This is a genomic window from Bradyrhizobium yuanmingense, from assembly GCF_900094575.1.
Lineage (GTDB): Bacteria > Pseudomonadota > Alphaproteobacteria > Rhizobiales > Xanthobacteraceae > Bradyrhizobium > Bradyrhizobium yuanmingense.
The window spans coordinates 392,430-408,358 of sequence record NZ_FMAE01000006.1; the positions used below are offsets into that span (position 1 = coordinate 392,430).

The following is a 15,929-nucleotide window of genomic DNA, read 5'->3' on the forward strand; positions in this document are numbered from 1 at the left end:
ATTGCTTCGTCGCAAGAGCTCCTCGCAATGACGATAGTGAACAGCGGGGCCTCCACCTACACCACCGCCTTCGCCGGCCGCGTCACCAGATAGATGCCGAGCGCGACCGGAATGATGCCAAGCAGGTCGCGCGCCTCGATGTGCTCGCCGAGGACGAGGAATGCGAACAGCATGCCGAGCGGCGGCATCAGGAAATGATAGGCGCTGGCGGCGGTGGCGCCACACGTCTTCAAGAGACGAAACCAGAGCCAAGAAGCGATGATCGAGCCGCCGAGCACGAGAAAGGCGAAGGCGCTGATCAGGCTCGGCGTATAGTCGATCGCGTCGACATCGGCGAAGGTGAGCGCGACCGGTGTCAGCACGATGCCGGCCGCGAGGTTCTGCACGCCATTGCCGATCCACAGGGATCCCTTCGGCGCCAGCAGCTTGAACAGGATGGTGCCGGCCACGATGGAAGCGAGCGAGGCCAGCGTGAAGACGATGCCGTGCAGCGAATCGGTGCCGACCGACAGGCGGTGCCAGACGATTGCGGTCACGCCGATGATGCCGAGCAAGAGGCCGCTCGCCTTGCGCCAGGTCATGCCTTCGCCGAGCAGAAGCGCGGCGAGCGCCGCCGTGAACACCGGATTGGCTGACACGATCAGGCCGCCGAGCCCGGCGGAGACCGATTGCAGGCCGGTGTAGCCGAGGCCGAGATAAAGCGCGTTGTTGGCGATGCCGAGCACGGCGAAGATCGCGACATCGCGCCACGACAACGACCAGGCTTCGCCGCGGATCAACGTGGCGCTCAGGATCAAGATGCCCGCGAGCGAGAAGCGCGCCGCGAGCAGGATCAGCGGCGGGCAATGGGTGACGCCGATCTTGCCGGCGATGAAGGCGTAGCTCCAGAGCAGGCAGAACAGGCCGATCGCGAGCGGCAATGTGTTGAAGCGGCTGCGGGGGGCGGGAAGCGAGGTCGCGAGCGACATGAGGGGCATTCTCGGATGTTTTTTTCTGCCCTCGATCTAGGGAGGCCGCTTGCCATTTGGAAATTAAATGATTAACTCGCGTCCAGTGGATTTCTTAATGGAGGCGGCCGTGCTCGATCTCGAGCTGCTGCGCAGCTTCGTCTCGGTGGTCGAGGCCGGCGGCTTCACCCGCGCCGGCGAGCGCGTCCACCGCACGCAATCGACCGTGAGTCAGCAGATCAAGCGGCTGGAGGAGGATGTCGGTCAGGTGCTGCTGCACCGCGACGGCAAGGACGTGCGCCCGACCGAGGCCGGCGAGCGGCTGCTGTCCTATGCGCGGCGATTGCTCTCGCTGGCCGAGGAGGCGCGCGACGTGCTACGCCAGCCTGATAGCGATGGCGCGATCCGGCTCGGCATCCCCGAGGACTTTGCCGCGTACCGGCTGGCAAAACTGCTGGGCGCGTTCTCGCGCTCGCATCCGGGATTGCGGCTGGACGTGCGCGCCGACCAGAGCAAGCATCTCGCCCGCGATCTCCAACGCGGCGAGCTCGACCTTGCGCTCTACAAGCGCGAGGCTGGCGCGAAGGACGCGATCGCGGTGTGGCCGGAGCGGGTGCACTGGGTCACCAGCAAGAGCCACCCGGTCGACGTCAACGTGCCGTCGGTGCCGCTGATCGGCTTTCCGCTCGGCTGCATCTACCGCGCCGGCGCCATCCACGCGCTGGAAACGGCCGGCCGCGCTTGGCACACCGCCTACACCTCATCGAGCCTCGCCGGCATTCAGGCCGCGGTCGCCGCCGGCATGGGCCTCAGCATCCTGTCGGAGATGGCGATCCAGACCGACCACCGCGTGCTGACGGCGAAGGACGGCTTTGCGCCGATCAACAAGACCGAGGTCGCACTGATGGCTTCGCCGGATGCGAGCCCGGCGACGCTGCGGCTTGCGGACCGCCTCGCGGAGTTTTGCGATGCGGTGCAGAGCAAGGCGGCTTGAGCTCGCCAAAGCTCCTACGGCTCTCAATTCGCTGCGGATATCAGCTTGTCGCCGCACGCGCTTGCGTAAAACTTGCCGCCGCATTGGCGCTTGATCGCAGCGCAGCGGGCTGCGGGCGACGCCTTCTGCGGCACTGTGAAGCCGCAGCTGAGGCCATCGGCGCTGCGACCGGTCGTGCCGGCGGCAAACGCCGCACTGGTGGCGCTGATGCAGACGACGAGCAGGGCCGCAGTGGCGATTTCGATCAGCAGTCTCACGGTCCGCTTCTCCACACTGATGGCTGAATCTTTCGTAATCTAGCACCGAATCTGGGTTTCTCCGTGCTCCTCCGGGTTCCCAATTCGGCCCATTCCTTGCATAAATTTGCGCCAGCGCAGTGCACGACCTCGCGGGCGACAGTTCCGGTGCAAGGGCAGGACGCGTAGAGTTAAGAGTTGTTTCGACCTAGGAAGTAACGGCTTTGCAGGATTCATCGTTCCAGCCCAGTTATCCGGCCCCCGGGCAGCCCATCGACGAACTCGCGCTGGCCGAGATCAAGGGCGCAATCCTGGCGAAGCTGCGCCTTGCCATCGGCAAGGACGCTGGCATGGCGACCAGGCACGATTGGTACCAGGCCGCGGCGCTCGCGCTGCGCGACCGCATCGTGCATCGCTGGCTCACGGCCGAGAAGCACAGCTACGACGCCGGCCGCAAGCGGGTTTACTATCTCTCGCTCGAATTCCTGATCGGCCGGCTCTTCACCGACGCGCTCAACAACATGGGCCTGCTCAAGATCTTTGAGGTCGCGCTCGGCGATCTCGGCGTCTCGCTGCCGGAGCTGCGCAAATGCGAGCCGGATGCGGCGCTCGGCAATGGCGGCCTCGGCCGGCTCGCCGCCTGCTTCATGGAGAGCATGGCGACGCTGTCGATCCCCGCGATCGGCTACGGCATCCGCTACGATTACGGCCTGTTCCGTCAGATCATCAATCAGGGCTGGCAGCAGGAATATCCTGACGAATGGCTGAGCTTCGGCAACCCCTGGGAATTGCAGCGACCCGAGGTGATCTACGACGTCAATTTCGGCGGCGGCGTCGAGCATGTCGACGACAAGGGCCGCGACCGCTCGATCTGGCATCCTGCTGAAACCGTGCAGGCAATCGCCTATGACACGCCAATCGTCGGCTGGCGCGGCCACCACGTCAACGCGCTGCGGCTGTGGTCGGCGCGCTCGCCCGATCCGCTCAAGTTAGATGCCTTCAACAAAGGCGATTACGTCAGCGCCAGCGCCGAGCAGGCGCGCGCGGAGGCGATCTGCAAGTTCCTCTATCCGAACGACGAGAGCCCGGCGGGCCGCGAGCTGCGGCTGCGCCAGGAATATTTCTTCGTCTCCGCCTCGCTCCAGGACCTGGTGAAGCGGCATCTCGCCTCCGACGGCCAGCTGCGCAACCTCGCCGGCAAGGTCGCGGTGCAGCTCAACGACACCCATCCGAGCCTTGCCGTCACCGAGCTGATGCGCATCCTCGTCGACCTCCACAATTTCCGCTGGGACGAGGCCTGGAAGATCACGGTCGCCACCCTCTCCTACACCAACCACACGCTGCTGCCGGAGGCGCTGGAGACCTGGCCGGTCGAGCTGTTCGAGCGGCTGCTGCCGCGGCATCTGGAGATCATCTACCGCATCAACGTGCAGCATCTGGCGCTCGCCGAGGCGCGCTGCCCCGGCGACATCGACTTCCGCGCCTCGGTGTCGCTGATCGACGAGAAGAGCGGCCGCCGCGTGCGCATGGGCCAACTCGCCTTCGTCGGCTCGCATCGCATCAACGGGGTCTCGGCGATGCATTCGGACCTGATGCGCGAGACCGTGTTCCACGACCTCAACCATCTCTATCCCGGACGCATCACCAACAAGACCAACGGCATCACCTTCCGACGCTGGCTGATGCTGGCGAACCCGAAGCTGACCGATTTGTTGCGCGAGAGCTGCGGCGATGCCGTGCTTGACGATCCGACCCAGCTCTCGCTGATCGAGGCGCGCGCTAGCGACGTCGAGTTCCAGAAAAAGTTCCGCAGCGTCAAGCACCACAACAAGGCCCAGCTCGCCCGCCTGATCGGCGAACGGCTCGGCATCAGGGTCGACCCGGGCGCATTGTTCGACGTGCAGATCAAGCGCATCCACGAATACAAGCGCCAGCTGCTCAACGTCATCGAAACGGTCGCGCTGTACCAGGCCATCAAGGACGAGCCCAACGGCAATTGGGTGCCGCGGGTGAAGATCTTCGCCGGCAAGGCGGCCGCGAGCTATCGCTACGCCAAGCTGATCATCAAGCTGATCAACGACGTCGCCGAAATCGTCAACAACGATCCCGCGATCGGCGGCAAGCTCAAGGTCGTGTTCCTGCCCGACTACAATGTCAGCCTCGCCGAGGTGATCATTCCCGCCGCCGATCTGTCCGAGCAGATCTCGACCGCGGGCATGGAAGCCTCCGGCACCGGCAACATGAAGCTGGCGCTGAACGGGGCCATCACCATCGGCACGCTCGACGGCGCCAATATCGAGATCCGCGACCATGTCGGCACCGAGAACATCGCGATCTTCGGCATGGAGGCCGGCGACGTGATGATCCGGCGCAAGCAGGGCCTGGATGCCTCCGACGTGATCCGCAGGTCGCCGAAGCTGCAGCGTGCTATCAACGCGATCGGCGCTGGCGAGTTCTCGCCCGGCGACCCCGGCCGCTTCGAATCCATCGCGCACGCGCTGCGCTATCTCGACCATTACATGGTCAGCGCCGATTTCGATTCCTACTACGAGGCGCAGCGCGCGGTCGATGCGCGCTGGCAGGTGACGCCAGCCTGGACCCGCGCCTCGATCCTCAATGTCGCGCGCATGGCCTGGTTCTCGTCCGACCGCACCATCCGCGAATATGCCGAGGAAATCTGGAACGTGCCGGTCAATCCGACCACGCCGTTGCTGCCGAACCTGCGCGACGCCGCAGGCTGATTTTTCCGCGGCGTGGAAGCGGCCTTACCTGCGAGGTTATTGCTTTAGCAGGATAGCCATCATATCACGGCTTGAGATTTTTCTGGCCGGAGTTGATCGTGCCTGTCGGCGAGTATGTCACCCCGGATGGGCAGTTTCGATTCCTCGTCATCTGTCCCGATGGGGACTGGACGTTGGGTTTCGACGGCTTCCCCTGGCACACGCACGGCAGCATCCTCGCCAGTCTCTCCGGGAAGGACGAGGAAACTGCCATCGACGACTTCGTCGCCCACCTGACGAGCGGCAAGAGCATCATCGCTGTAAAGCGCATAGGAGGCTCGATCACAGACGTCTGGGTTACAGACGATCCAGCGGATGATGCCCTGAGTTCGCGGCAATATGGCCCCGATGACGAGACGATGGAGTTTCGTCGTTGGGACGGAAGCTCAGTAGAGGTCTAACCCATGCACGCCAAGCTCCCGCACCCGTTCGACGATGCCACGCGCGTCACCGCCGGTGACTCTAGCTGGCAGGGACACACCAGCGACGATTACTGGGCCTTTGTCGGCCCGTTCGGCGGCGCCACCGCCGCGACCATTTTGCGGGCGCTGATCGAGCACCCGCAAGCCGCCGGCGATCCGCTCGCCGTCACCGTCAATTATTGCGCGCCGATCGCCAATGGTCCGTTCGATCTCGACGTGCGCCTCGTCAAGGCCAACCGCTCCAGCCAGCACTGGAGCGTCGAGCTCAGCCAGGGCGGCGGCGAGGTCGCAACGCTCGCCACCGCGGTGTTCGCCGAGCGCCGTCCGTCCTGGGAGCACAGGGTGGCGCAATATCCGGATGCCAAGCCGTTCGAGCAGACGCTGCCATTCCCGAAGATCTCGGCATCCTGGGCCAACCAGTACGAATTCCGCTTCGTCGAGGGCGAGATGCGGATCGGCCCGCCGCAGGCCGAGCCCGCCAGCACCTACTCGAAGATCTGGATCAGCGACCGCACGCCGCGCAAGCTCGACATGCTATCGCTGATGTCGATGTCGGACGCCTTCTTCGGCCGCATTTTCCACGCCCGGCGCGAGCTGGTGCCGTTCGGCACGGTGTCGCTGACGACCTATTTCCACACCGACGCCGAGGAGCTCGCGGCTGAAGACATCACGCGCGTGCTGGCGACGGCGGATTCGAAGATCATGCACAAGAGCTACGCCGACCAGAACGCCGAGCTGTGGTCGCCGAACGGGCGGCTGCTCGCGACCACGACGCAGATCGCGTATTTCAAGGCGTAGCTTTCTCCTCCCCTCTCCCCTTGTGGGAGAGGGTGGATCGCCGCGTAGCGGCGAGACCGGCGAGGGGTTCTCTCCGCGGGCACTTCCCTCGCACTTGAGTTTGCGGATAGAACCCCTCATCCGGCGCTTCGCGCCACCTTCTCCCGCAAGGGGAGAAGGAAAGAAAAAGGGCGGCCTTTCGGCCGCCCTTTCGCAATTCAAACAATGCGACCTTACTCCGCGGCCAGCTTCACGTCCGGGGCAGCCGCGCGCACCTCGGCGTCCACCTGTGCTTCGAACTTGGCAAAATTCTTCTGGAACATGCCGACCAGCGCGCGGGCGGTCTTGTCGAACTCGTCCTTGTCCTTCCAGGTGTTGACCGGGTTGAGGATCTCGGCCGGCACGCCCGGCAGCGCGGTCGGGACCGCAAAGCCGAAATACTTGTCGGTGCGGAATTCGACGTTGCGAAGCGAGCCGTCGAGCGCGGCGGTGAGCAGCGCGCGCGTCACCTTGATCGGCATGCGCGAGCCGACACCATACTTGCCGCCGGTCCACCCGGTGTTGACCAGCCAGCAATCGACATTGTGCTGGGCGATGAGGTCGCGCAGCATGTTGCCGTAGACGGATGGATCGAGCGGCAGGAAGGGCGAGCCGAAGCAGGTCGAGAATTCCGGCTGCGGCTCGTTGCCGAGGCCGCGCTCGGTGCCGGCGACCTTGGCGGTGTAGCCGGACAGGAAGTGATACATCGCCTGCGCTGGCGAGAGCTTGGCGATCGGCGGCAGCACGCCGAAGGCGTCGGCGGCCAGCATCACCACGTTCTTCGGCTGCGGCGCGCGGCCGGTGCGCGAGGCGTTCGGGATGAAGTCGAGCGGATAGGCCGAACGCGTGTTCTCGGTCTTGGAGCCGTCGTCGAAATCGACGACGCGGGTGTCCTCATCGAGCACGCAGTTCTCGAGCACCGCGCCGAAGCGGGTCGAGGCGGCATAGATCTCCGGTTCGGCTTCCTTCGACAGCTTGATGCACTTGGCGTAGCAGCCGCCTTCGAAATTGAAGACGCCGTTCGGGCCCCAGCCGTGCTCGTCGTCGCCGATCAGCGTGCGGTTGGGATCGGCCGACAGCGTCGTCTTGCCGGTGCCCGACAGGCCGAAGAAGATCGCGGTGTCGCCCTTGGCGCCGACATTCGCCGAGCAGTGCATCGGCATCACACCGCGCTCGGGCAGATAATAATTCAGCGTCGTGAAGACCGACTTCTTCATCTCGCCGGCATAATAAGACCCGCCGATCAGGACGATCTTGCGGGCGAAATCGATCGCGACCACGTTCTCCGAGCGGCAGCCATGGCGTTTAGGATCGGCGCGGAAGCTCGGCATGTCGATGATGGTGAGCTCCGGCACGAAGGTCGGCAGCTCGATCGCCTCGGGGCGGATCAGCAGCGTGCGGATGAACAGCGAGTGCCAGGCAAGCTCGGTGAAGACGCGCGTCTTGATCCGGTAGGCCGGGTCGGCGCCGCCATAGAGGTCCTGCGCGAACAGGCGCTTGCCTTCGGCGTGCTTGAGGAAGTCCTGGTAGAGCGTCTCGAATTGCTCTGCGGTGATCGACTGGTTGCCGGCCCACCACATCCTCTTGTCGGTGGTGGCGTCGCGCACCGTGAACTTGTCCTTCGGGCTGCGCCCGGTGAACTCGCCGGTGTCGGCGCAGAGCGCGCCGTCGGCGGAGAGCACCGCCTCACCCGCTGCCAGCGAGTATTGATAGAGTTGTGGCGCACCCAGATTCCAGTGAACCTGCTTGAGATTCTTTAAGCCGAATTTGTCGGCGCCGAAGGCACCGTTGCGCACGCCCGTCTCTTGCACGAAAAATCCCTCCTAGAACCCGCGACATCAAGCGCGGCCAAGTTTGGCGCCGTCGCGATCACCGTGAATATGGGCCGTTCGGCCTCGGCTGAACGACCTAATAATGATGAACGCCGGCGTTGCCAAGCTGATCCCGCAGGATTTGGTTTATTCAAGGACCGCGCCAAACGCCGCGCATGTCAGCTCTGAAAGGCCGCATCGAGAAAGTGCGGATGATCGCGCAACCAAATGCACATCTGCGCGTTATGTCCGGTTATTGCGACGCACAATCACTGCGTCAACACCCCTATCTTACCTCGCCCTCTCCGATCAACGCGAACGGTCCCCACATCGCGGGATAAGCGTTGCGCGGCGACGAGGCGTCGTCGAGATAGGTTAACATCGCGCGGCGCAAGGCTTCGGCGCGGCCGAGCTTTGGCTCGTTCTTCAGCAGCTCGAACGTCGACGTGGTCAAGCGGGTCGCAGCCTCCGAATCCACGGCCCAATGCGACACCAGGAGCGCGCGAGCACCTGCGTAGAAGAACGAGCGCGCCAATCCGGACAACGCCTCGGCACCGGGCTTGTCGCCCGCGATGGTGTTGCAGGCAGACAGCACAACCCAATCGGCATTGAGCTTGAGCTGGGCCACTTCGCTCGCGGTGAGAAGACCATCGTCGAGCTCCGTCGGCTGGTCGGGGATGGAGAGCGCCAGCGAGGGCTCCCCCAATCCCTTGACGTCGCCGGCGACAAGGCCGTGGGTGGCAAAGTAGATGATGCCGTATTGGGCAAGCGCTGCACGCTTGAGCGTCGTTTCGCTGGCGTCGCGGCCGAGATGGATGTCAGCCTCGGCAGCGCCGACGTCCCTCGCCACCGCGTTCAATTCGTCGGCGGTATCGGGCAGCTGCGGCAGCGCCTGGGCCAGCCGCGCACGATCCACGCCTGCGCCGCGCCAGAAGTCGGCATAGGCGATCGTCGCGATGCTGCGTGCGGCGACCTTGCCGTTCGCGGCACGCCGGTCGGCAGGCCCTTCGGCTGCAGGGTTGAACACGGGATCGCCGAAACCGGTCATCGGCTTGACGCTTTGATCCCTGCGGGCAAAGGCGCGCAGCGATTTCAGGCTGATCACTGACGGCAGGACCGAAACGGCCTGACGCCGCAGCAGCCAGGCAGCACTGCGATAGCCCTCGAGCCGGTCCGGGATCGCAGCCTGTGGCTTCTCCGTGACCAGCAGATGAAACGGCATTGCGGTCAATGCCGCCGACGGCACGACCAGCAGGTTGCGCTTGTCCTTGGTCAGCGCCTCAACCGGGCCGAGCAGCGCGACATAGAGCTCGTTGGCAAGACCGAGGTCGAACAATCCCGATTTGCCGGATGCATCGCGCGCCTTGCCGACATCGAGCCCCCTGCGGAAAGCCGTGACCTTCTGTGCGACCGCGTCCGCTCCGAGCGGAATCTCCTTCCAGTCGACGCTCTCGCGCGTGATCGCGACGACATAGCTCCGCCTGTCGACGACGGAATAGACCACCATCGCCTCGTCGGACGCCAGCAGCGGCTGGATGTCCTTGACGGTCAGCGGCAGCGGGTTCGAGAGCGAGGCATAGTCGGGAAACTCGACGGCGAGCGTCTTCTGCAATCCATTGCGCGCGCTTGCGATCGCCGCGATCCGCGCGCGGCTGCGCTGCTCGGCCGCGACGTCGCGCTGGGCCGACGGCTTCGACACTGCAGCGATGATCGCCTTGTCGAGCGCTTCGGACTCGGCCGCGAGATCCTGATCCTTGCGCACGAGCTCGGCGAGCCGGTCGCTGCCGGCGGCGAGCCGCACCGCGAGCTTGTTCACGGCAGAAGCGGCAGAGGATTGCGTGCCGCGCTGGATCGCAGCGAGCGCATCGTCGAGCGCCTTCTCGCTCGCCAGCAGCGATTGCTGCCGTGCCGCGAACAGGATCGGCAGCACGACGCGCAGCTGCGCACGATTGGCCGCGAGCGTCTTCTGCGCCAACGGCAAGGCATCCGCCGTCCGCCCCGTCGCCTGCAGGAAATCGGCAAGATTGCTCGTCGAAGTCGCAACATCAGGGTGATCCGGCCCGAGCGCGCGTTCGCGGATCGCCAGCGCGCGACGATACAGCGGCTCGGCATCGGCAAAACGCTGCTGGTGCTGGTAGAGCCCGGCGAGATTATTGAGCGAGCGCGCGACGTCGGGGTGTTCAGGCCCCAGCACCTTTTCGCGGATCGCGAGCGAGCGCTTGATCGGCGCTTCGGCACCGGCGTCGCGATTGAGGTCGCGCTCGACCTGTCCGATGTTGTTCAGGACCGTGGCGACCGCGGGATGCTCGGGACCGGCAGCCTTCTGATAGATCGCGAGCGCACGGCGGAACAGTGGCTCGGCATCGGCCGGACGCTGCTGCTTGGCGTAGAGCGTGGCGATATTGTTGAGGGATTGACCGATGTCGGGATGCTCGCGCGGCAGCGCCTTCTCGCGCACGGCAAGTGCACGCTTGAACAGCGGCTCGGCCTCTGCGAAGCGACCCTGCCGCTGATAGAGCGCGGCAAGATTGGTCAGCTCGGCCGCAACCAGGGCGTTGTCGGAGCCGAGCGATTTTTCCATGAGTGCGATCGCGCGCTTGTAGAGCGGCTCAGCCAGATCGTCCCGTCCCTGACCGGCATGGACCTGGCCGAGATTGTTCAACGCGCCCGAGAGATCGCGGCCGTTGTCCTTCTCCAGGCTGGCGACCATCGCCTGCGCCAACGGCAGCGCTTCCGAATATTTTCCGGCACCGATGAGCGCGGTGAGCCGCGCGCTCTCGGCGGCGAGACCTTTCTGCGCAAGGGCTGGCGTGGCGAGCAAGGTGGTGATGGCGAGCGCGAGAGCCGCCGTCCATGCCAAACGTTGACGCGTCATGACCCCTCTCGCTGCGAGCCCGAAAACCATCACGGTCATGGGTCGCGGCGATCGGTAGCCGCGTTCAAGCGGTTGCGCCCTGGTCCACCTTCGTGCGCGCTTCGCCAGCGAGACGGACCAGCATCTTGCGAAGCGCCGTGCCATCCGTCACCCGCTCCGGGAAGTCCAGCCGCAGCGTTGCCTGGCCGACCTGCATGTCGAGGCCTTCAGGATCACAGCCGGTACAGCGCCAGTCGCCCTCGGTGGCGCCGAGCAGCTTCGTGGCATAAAGATTGAGGGCGTCGCGATGGTCGGCGTTCATGTGCTCGACGGCGCCCTCCTCCGCCGCCAGCAGGTCCTCGGCGCCGGTGAGGTCCGTCAGGAATTGCTCCGGCTTGAGGTCGACGATCCGGCCAAAGCCGGCGACCAGATGTGTTCCCGTGGGCCGGATCCGGAAGAAGGAGAAATCCTTAAAAGAAACAAAGCCTTCTGCCGAGGGATGAGCACTCAGATACCGTCGCTGGAGCAGATCCTTGTTGGAATCGGCCTCCTCGGCCCGGCCGGACAGCATGATCCGGGCGCCTTCCAGGGGATCCCCGGCCGCGCGCTCGTCCAGCATCAGCGAGACCCTGGAGTCCGCGAGGACGTTCTTGGTGTGCACGGCGAGGCGCGAGATCAGCAGGATCGGCGAGCCGTCGGGATGGCTGGCCAGATTGACCAGGGAACAATAGGGATCGCCGTTGCCGACCATCAGCGTCGCCAGAGCCCCCTGCCGGGACCGCCTCAGCAGCGATTTGGCGAGCTTTGCGGGGTCGAAATTGGGGGTCGGTTGCATTGGCTTTCTCGGCTCAGGTGGTTGCAAGGAGGGCCTTTTTTCGGGTAAACGGGGGCCCGGTTATGGGTCGAGATGCGGCGAATCTGCCGTGTTTCGTGGAACTTGGTCACACTTCAGCCCAGCTTGCATTGCTCGGTGACAAGGTTCGAACGCCACTTCGGCACCCATGTATGCGGCGCATCACTGATTGCTCGCCGTTTCAAGCCACGACCCAAACGGAAAGCAGAAAGCAGAGAGGCTCATGCCCACAATCGCTTTGGTCGACGACGACCGCAACATTCTCACATCCGTCTCGATCGCGCTGGAAGCCGAAGGCTACCGTATCATGACCTACACCGACGGCGCTTCCGCGCTCGACGGTTTCCGCACCACCCAGCCCGATCTCGCCATCCTCGACATCAAGATGCCGCGCATGGACGGCATGGAGACGCTGCGCCGTCTCAGGCAAAAGTCCGACCTGCCGGTGATCTTCCTCACCTCCAAGGACGAGGAGATCGACGAACTGTTCGGCCTCAAGATGGGCGCCGACGACTTCATCCGCAAACCGTTCTCGCAGCGTTTGCTGGTCGAGCGCGTCAAGGCGGTGCTGCGGCGCTCGGCGCCGAAGGATCCGACCGTCGCGCCGAAGGAGAACGACGCCAAGGCGCTCGACCGCGGTCTGCTGCGCATGGACCCCGAGCGCCATACCTGCACCTGGAAGAACGAGCCGGTGACGCTCACCGTGACCGAATTCCTCATCCTGCAGGCGCTCGCGACCCGGCCCGGCGTGGTGAAGAGCCGCAACGCGCTGATGGACGCCGCCTATGACGACCAGGTCTATGTCGACGACCGCACCATCGACAGCCACATCAAGCGGCTGCGCAAGAAGTTCAAGGTGGTCGACAACGAGTTCGAGATGATCGAGACGCTCTACGGCGTCGGCTACCGTTTCAAGGAAGCCTGAGGGCGCCTCCTCCACGGCGATCGAGAGCATCTCCGGTTCTCGTTCCATCGGGACGAGGATCGCTCTAGGATGCGGGGACCTTCGCACGGGCCGTCCTAACGCGGGCGTAAGCATTGCTTGACCGAACGCAGCCTGACCCTAACCAGAGCGCCGGGGATATCGCATCCGCCGGCGTTCAGGAGCACGTTGCCGACAACAAGCCGCAGGGCTTCCGGCCGCTGAACTGGTTGAAACGCGCCGGGCAGTTCTTCTTCGCGCTGTCCTTCTCGAGCCTGACCCGCCGCATCGTCTCGCTCAACCTCGCCGGCCTCGTCGCACTGGTGGCGAGCATCCTGTACCTGTCGCAATTCCGTGCCGGCCTGATCGATGCGCGCGCGCAGAGCCTGCTGGTGCAGGCCGAGATCATCGCCGGGGCGATCGCGGCCTCCGCGACGGTGCAGACCAACGCCATTACCATCGACCCCGACAGGCTGCTCGACCTCAAGCCGGGCGAGACCTATGGCGGCTCGGATGAGTATTCGCCGCTGGACTTCCCGATCAATCCGGAGCGCGTCGCGCCGGTGCTGCGCACCTTGATCTCGCCAACCAAGACGCGCGCCCGCATCTACGATCCGAACGGCAGCCTGCTGCTCGACAGCCGCAACCTGGAAAACGTGCTGCGCTTTCCTCTGCCGCCGCCGGCCGAGCAACCCGGCATCATCGAGCGCGGCAAGGTCGCGGTGCGGACCTGGCTGAACCGCGGCGACCTGCCGCTCTATCGCGAGCTCGGGCCCGAGAACGGCAATGGCTATGCCGAAGTGGGCGACGCCCTCCAGGGCCAGAAACGCTCGATGGTGCGGGTCAACGCACGCGGCGAGGTGATCGTCTCGGTCGCGGTCCCCGTGCTGCGCTCGCGTGCGATCCACGGCGCCTTGATGCTGTCGACGCAAGGCGACGACATCGACCAGATGGTCACCGCCGAGCGCCTCGCCATCCTGAAGGTCGGCGGCGTTGCCGCCGCCGTCATGATCATGCTGTCACTGCTGCTGGCGAGCACGATCGCAGGTCCAGTGCGCCGGCTCGCCGACAGCGCCGAACGCGTCCGCCGCCGCATCAAGGCCCGCATCGAGATTCCCGATTTCACCCGCCGCCGCGACGAGATCGGCCACCTCTCCGGCGCGCTGCGCGACATGACCAGCGCGCTCTACAGCCGCATCGAGGCGATCGAGATGTTCGCCGCCGACGTTGCCCATGAATTGAAGAACCCGCTGACCTCGCTGCGCTCGGCGGTCGAGACGCTGCCGCTGGCGCGCAACGAGAACAGCCGCGCCCGCCTGCTCGAGGTGATCGAGCACGACGTCAAGCGGCTCGACCGGCTGATCTCCGACATCTCCGACGCCAGCCGCCTCGATGCCGAGCTGCAGCGCCAGGATGCGATCCCGGTCGATTTGCGCCGGCTGCTGACGACGCTGGTGTCCGTCGCCAACGAAACCAAGCTCGGCCACGACGTCGCGGTCGAAACGCGCTTCGAGGGCCGCAGCCCGACCGACACCTTCGCCGTGAGCGGCCACGATTCCCGGCTCGGACAGGTCGTCTCCAACCTGCTCTCCAACGCGCAATCCTTCTCCGATCGCGGCAGCAAGGTGCGCCTCACCTGCCGCCGCGTTCGCTCCGAGATCGAGATCGTGGTCGACGACGACGGCCCCGGCATTCGCGAGGACGCGCTCGAGCGCATCTTCGAGCGCTTCTACACCGACCGCCCGCATCAGGGCTTTGGCCAGAACTCCGGCCTCGGCCTGTCGATCTCCAAGCAGATCGTCGACGCCCATGGCGGACGGATCTGGGCAGAGAACCGCCCTGGCCCGCCGGACGCCGACGGCACTCCGACAATTGCCGGTGCGCGCTTCGTGGTGAGGCTGCCGGCGCTATGAACGAAGGCGGGCCCAGCGTTCACGCCTCTGCCGTCAAGGTCGGGCCTTACGCCGTGCTGATCCGCGGGCCCTCGGGGTCCGGCAAGTCGCGGCTTGCCTTCGATCTGATCATGGCGGGGCGCTCGGGCGTTGTGGAAAGGGCCGTTCTGGTCGGTGACGACCGTGTCCATCTGGCGACACTCGGCCACGAAATTGAGGTCCGCCCCGCGCCTCGCTTGGCGGGCTTGATCGAGATCCGGGGCCTCGGAATCCGCCGCTGCGACTTCGTGGAGCATGCGACCGTCGGTCTCGTGGTCGATCTGGCTGCAGCCGACGCGGAGCGCCTGCCGCCGGCTGAAGCCCTGAAAACCAGCATTTTTGGTGTCGAAATACCGCGAATCCCTGTTGCCCGCGACTATTCGCCCCTTCCCCTGGTTGTTGCGGCCTTGACCACTACCAAGAGTTCATCTTCCGTTAACCCATCAGGCGATTGTTTGAAGGGAAATGGTAACCATATGAACCCCACTATCGCGACCGAATAGACCGGCGCAGCTCCCCTCATCCATCCGTCTAGATTCAGGGAGATACGCAACATCCCCTCTTGCGCGGGGGCTCTGGATGGTCAAAGTGGCGCGTTCGTGCGGTGCACCAAAAGCGCCCGCGAGGAGTTTTCCGATGATTGGTCTAGTACTTGTGACCCACGGGCGCCTTGCCGACGAATTCAAGGCAGCGCTTGAGCATGTCATGGGCCCACAAAAGCAAATCGAAGCGATCACGATCGGCGCCGAAGATGATTCCGATCTCTGCCGAAGCGACATCATCGAGGCGGTCAACCGCGTCGATTCCGGCGACGGCGTTGCGATCCTCACCGACATGTTCGGCGGCACGCCGTCGAACCTGGCAATATCCTGCATGAGCCGGCCCAAGGTCGAAGTGCTCGCGGGCATCAACCTGCCCATGCTGGTCAAGCTTGCCAAGGTGCGCGAGGAGCGACCGCTGCCCGACGCGATCGCGATGGCGCAGGAAGCTGGCCGCAAATACGTCACCATCGCCAGCCGGGTGCTCGCCGGCAAATGAGCGAGGAGGCGCCACAAGCCGCGACCGGCGTGCCCGCGGGCGCGATCTCCAAGGATCTCCTGATCATTAACAAGCGCGGCCTGCACGCCCGCGCCTCGGCGAAATTCGTCCAGGCGGTCGAGCGCTTCGATGCGCAGGTGTGGGTGACACGCGGCGGCGAGACCGTCGGCGGCACCTCGATCATGGGCTTGATGATGCTCGCCGCGGGTCCCGGCACGACGATCACGGTGGCGGCGGCAGGGACCGACGCCGAAGCCGCGCTCGCGGCGATCACGGAGCTCGTTGAAAGCAAGTTCAACGAGGAAGGGGTTTAGGCCCTTCTCTC

At 65.0% G+C, this 15,929-nt stretch carries 14 protein-coding genes; 9 read left to right on the plus strand and 5 right to left on the minus strand.

Annotation, left to right across the window (positions count from 1 at the left end; translation table 11 throughout):
* Nucleotides 1-56: 56 nt before the first annotated feature.
* Nucleotides 57-968 (minus strand): DMT family transporter, encoded by a 912-nt coding sequence (locus tag GA0061099_RS23245; RefSeq protein ID WP_036026457.1) that lies wholly within the window; start codon nucleotides 966-968, stop codon nucleotides 57-59.
* A 109-nt stretch (nucleotides 969-1,077) separates the two neighbouring features.
* Between GA0061099_RS23245 and GA0061099_RS23250 the strand changes: the two genes are divergently transcribed.
* Nucleotides 1,078-1,941 (plus strand): LysR family transcriptional regulator, encoded by an 864-nt coding sequence (locus GA0061099_RS23250; RefSeq protein WP_036026460.1) that lies wholly within the window; start codon nucleotides 1,078-1,080, stop codon nucleotides 1,939-1,941.
* Between the two features lie 23 nt (nucleotides 1,942-1,964).
* On the opposite strand, the gene GA0061099_RS23255 is transcribed toward GA0061099_RS23250, so the two are convergent.
* Nucleotides 1,965-2,198 carry a hypothetical protein gene (locus GA0061099_RS23255; RefSeq protein WP_036014169.1) on the minus strand — a complete coding sequence of 78 codons (234 nt, stop codon included), beginning with the start codon at nucleotides 2,196-2,198 and terminating at the stop codon, nucleotides 1,965-1,967.
* A gap of 203 nt (nucleotides 2,199-2,401) precedes the next feature.
* Here GA0061099_RS23255 and GA0061099_RS23260 point away from each other — a divergent pair, with 203 nt between their 5' ends.
* From GA0061099_RS23260 to GA0061099_RS23270, 3 genes are all read left to right on the plus strand, one after another.
* The gene (locus GA0061099_RS23260; protein ID WP_074448059.1) at nucleotides 2,402-4,918 is read left to right on the plus strand and encodes a glycogen/starch/alpha-glucan phosphorylase; all 2,517 of its coding nucleotides are present in this window, start codon (nucleotides 2,402-2,404) and stop codon (nucleotides 4,916-4,918) included.
* 98 nt (nucleotides 4,919-5,016) lie between these two features.
* Nucleotides 5,017-5,358: a hypothetical protein gene (locus tag GA0061099_RS23265; protein ID WP_036014232.1), complete on the plus strand. Its 342-nt coding sequence runs from the start codon at nucleotides 5,017-5,019 to the stop codon at nucleotides 5,356-5,358.
* Between the two features lie 3 nt (nucleotides 5,359-5,361).
* Entirely contained in the window at nucleotides 5,362-6,177 is an 816-nt protein-coding gene (locus tag GA0061099_RS23270; RefSeq protein WP_036026444.1) for an acyl-CoA thioesterase, read from the plus strand.
* A 212-nt stretch (nucleotides 6,178-6,389) separates the two neighbouring features.
* Here GA0061099_RS23270 and GA0061099_RS23275 read toward each other — a convergent pair whose 3' ends face one another.
* The 3 genes from GA0061099_RS23275 to GA0061099_RS23285 form a co-directional block, all read right to left on the minus strand.
* Entirely contained in the window at nucleotides 6,390-8,006 is a 1,617-nt protein-coding gene (locus GA0061099_RS23275; RefSeq protein WP_036026443.1) for a phosphoenolpyruvate carboxykinase, read from the minus strand.
* Between the two features lie 286 nt (nucleotides 8,007-8,292).
* The gene (locus tag GA0061099_RS23280; protein WP_036026453.1) at nucleotides 8,293-10,881 is read right to left on the minus strand and encodes a CHAT domain-containing tetratricopeptide repeat protein; all 2,589 of its coding nucleotides are present in this window, start codon (nucleotides 10,879-10,881) and stop codon (nucleotides 8,293-8,295) included.
* A gap of 64 nt (nucleotides 10,882-10,945) precedes the next feature.
* Nucleotides 10,946-11,695 carry a HugZ family pyridoxamine 5'-phosphate oxidase gene (locus GA0061099_RS23285; protein WP_036026441.1) on the minus strand — a complete coding sequence of 250 codons (750 nt, stop codon included), beginning with the start codon at nucleotides 11,693-11,695 and terminating at the stop codon, nucleotides 10,946-10,948.
* 241 nt (nucleotides 11,696-11,936) lie between these two features.
* On the opposite strand from GA0061099_RS23285, the gene GA0061099_RS23290 reads away from it, so the two are divergent.
* The 5 genes from GA0061099_RS23290 (at nucleotide 11,937) to GA0061099_RS23310 (ending at nucleotide 15,918) form a co-directional block, all read left to right on the plus strand.
* Nucleotides 11,937-12,638 (plus strand): response regulator transcription factor, encoded by a 702-nt coding sequence (locus tag GA0061099_RS23290; RefSeq protein WP_008542552.1) that lies wholly within the window; start codon nucleotides 11,937-11,939, stop codon nucleotides 12,636-12,638.
* A gap of 113 nt (nucleotides 12,639-12,751) precedes the next feature.
* Complete coding sequence (locus GA0061099_RS23295; protein WP_036026440.1) at nucleotides 12,752-14,548, plus strand: sensor histidine kinase; 1,797 nt, start codon at nucleotides 12,752-12,754, stop codon at nucleotides 14,546-14,548.
* On the plus strand, nucleotides 14,545-15,069 hold the full coding sequence (locus GA0061099_RS23300; protein WP_036026439.1) for an HPr kinase/phosphorylase: 525 nt from the start codon (nucleotides 14,545-14,547) through the stop codon (nucleotides 15,067-15,069). Before GA0061099_RS23295 ends, GA0061099_RS23300 begins: the two co-directional genes overlap by 4 nt.
* Nucleotides 15,070-15,202: 133 nt before the next feature.
* A complete protein-coding gene (locus tag GA0061099_RS23305; protein WP_007597752.1) occupies nucleotides 15,203-15,604 on the plus strand; it encodes a PTS sugar transporter subunit IIA in 402 nt (133 codons plus the stop codon).
* Nucleotides 15,601-15,918 (plus strand): HPr family phosphocarrier protein, encoded by a 318-nt coding sequence (locus GA0061099_RS23310; RefSeq protein WP_036014186.1) that lies wholly within the window; start codon nucleotides 15,601-15,603, stop codon nucleotides 15,916-15,918. The genes GA0061099_RS23305 and GA0061099_RS23310 overlap by 4 nt, the downstream gene beginning before the upstream one ends.
* Nucleotides 15,919-15,929 lie beyond the last annotated feature (11 nt).